At 47.2% G+C, this 1761-nt stretch carries 1 protein-coding gene; it reads right to left on the minus strand.

What is annotated here, in order from left to right:
- The coding region (locus tag A0F92_RS07695; protein ID WP_068243843.1) for a DUF6266 family protein at positions 1 to 517 on the minus strand (517 nt) is incomplete at its 3' end.
- Positions 518 to 1761: the final 1244 nt, after the last annotated feature.

Consider the following 1761-nt stretch of genomic DNA (forward strand, 5'->3'; position numbering starts at 1 on the left):
GCTCCGTACTGCGTGCGGGCCCGTTTAGGGTAAATACCGCATGGAGGGTATCGGGGCAATACACCGTAATCATGGCCACATCATCGGCCTTGGCTTTGCCCGTATTGCTGTTATCGGTCCATAGCAGGTTTACCTTTCCGGTGGTGCCGGCAAGTGAGCGGGGGTTTTGGGCATTGGGTAAATCGCCCCGGCTCAGCAGCAGCATATTGTATTGCAGGCTAATGGTGGGATAAATGCCCGTAGTGCCGTTTTTGAGGTTATAACTCAGGGCGGCATTCAGCGCCGTTTGCTTTTGGGCGGCTTTCTGAAAGCCTGCCTGTACCATCCCTTTTACGCTTTGTAAAAAGCCCGTCATCAGGGTAAAGCGTAGTTGTTGGTCTAATTGCGCCAGGCTGGCTTGTCCTTTTTTGGTGCCGGGCTTACTGCGGATATAATCAATACCCCGCCAGTTACTGCCCACAATGGTACCTACTTTGCCATTTACCGGGCCTAAGATACCTTTAGTGATTCTTGCCATAGTTGTTGTTGTTGAATAATGAATAATGACCGGCCTCTCCGCGGCTGAGGCTTCGGCGTTACGGCTGCTAAACTATACCCGTTGTATGCCGGTTTCCTGTACCTGCTGTACCGGTACAGGGGTACAATCGGCTCGTGATAAGGCGTTGCTGTTTTAAAAAAATAAGCACTCCCCGTTTTTTCTAACAATAGCTCTTGTAAAAAAATCAGGTTCTATTCTCATAAAGCTCCTACCGTTAGGTAGTGAGGGGGGCGGTATGCTGTGCTGGGCGGGTGGGGGGTAGTATTACTTTGTTAGGCATGCTGTTCCCAATTTTTGTTTCGGTATGCTTCGGCAAAACCCATCCCAAACCCATACTGCTTTGGCACGCTGCAAATTGGTATCGAACATGTATCGAATTGGTATCGAAGCAGGGTGCGGGCAGTGCAAGCCGGGTATTGGCCCCAAATCCTACAATGTTGCGGTTGCTGCTTTATTCCTTACCCTGTTGGCTCCTGTTTGTGTTTGCACAAAGCAGTGTATAGCAGGGTATTTGCAAAAAATAGGCAACACCACCACAAAAAGGGAGGGGGTGATACTGCGGCTTACAGAGCAGGAAGCGAAAATATGGTGCGGTTTTGTGCTATCATGTGCCACAAAAGCCACGGCACCCTTTTACTTCATCAGTTCAACGGTCATACCAGAAAACAGGCAAGGGTGCAGGCACTGCGGCGAAAGCGCAGAATAAAAACCTTGTAAACACTGTATGCAACAACTACCACAAAAAACCCGGAAAGGGGCACCATATTTGTTTATTATGGCAATCATAAACGCCGGGCATAAATTTAAAACAAACATAATTTATCTACGCTTTGTTCCAGCATCTGAAAAACCATATATTTGTTGCATATTCTGCTGAAAGCCTGCTTTCATGCATGGATAGCTTCTCTTTGTGGGTAATTTTAAAAAAAGTGACTGTGAGTCACCAGGCGAAGCTGTCGGTATCCATAATGTAAAAACAGGATCATTACCCATTATTCGGTTTCCCATTATTTCAACTAAATTGATGCACCTCATATGCAAAAATCAACTTTTATCGTGGCAGTCCTGCTAGCGGCAGGGTGGATGATGGCCTGTAACCCCACCAGGCGGCTCGACCGCAACTATAACCTCTTTCAGCGCAATTTAGATAGTGTAGTGGTTACTCCCCTCCAAAATCCTGTTATTCAGCCCAACGATCAATTGAATATTACGGTGTACAGTGC

The organism is Hydrotalea flava (assembly GCF_001623405.1).
Taxonomy (GTDB): domain Bacteria; phylum Bacteroidota; class Bacteroidia; order Chitinophagales; family Chitinophagaceae; genus Hydrotalea; species Hydrotalea flava.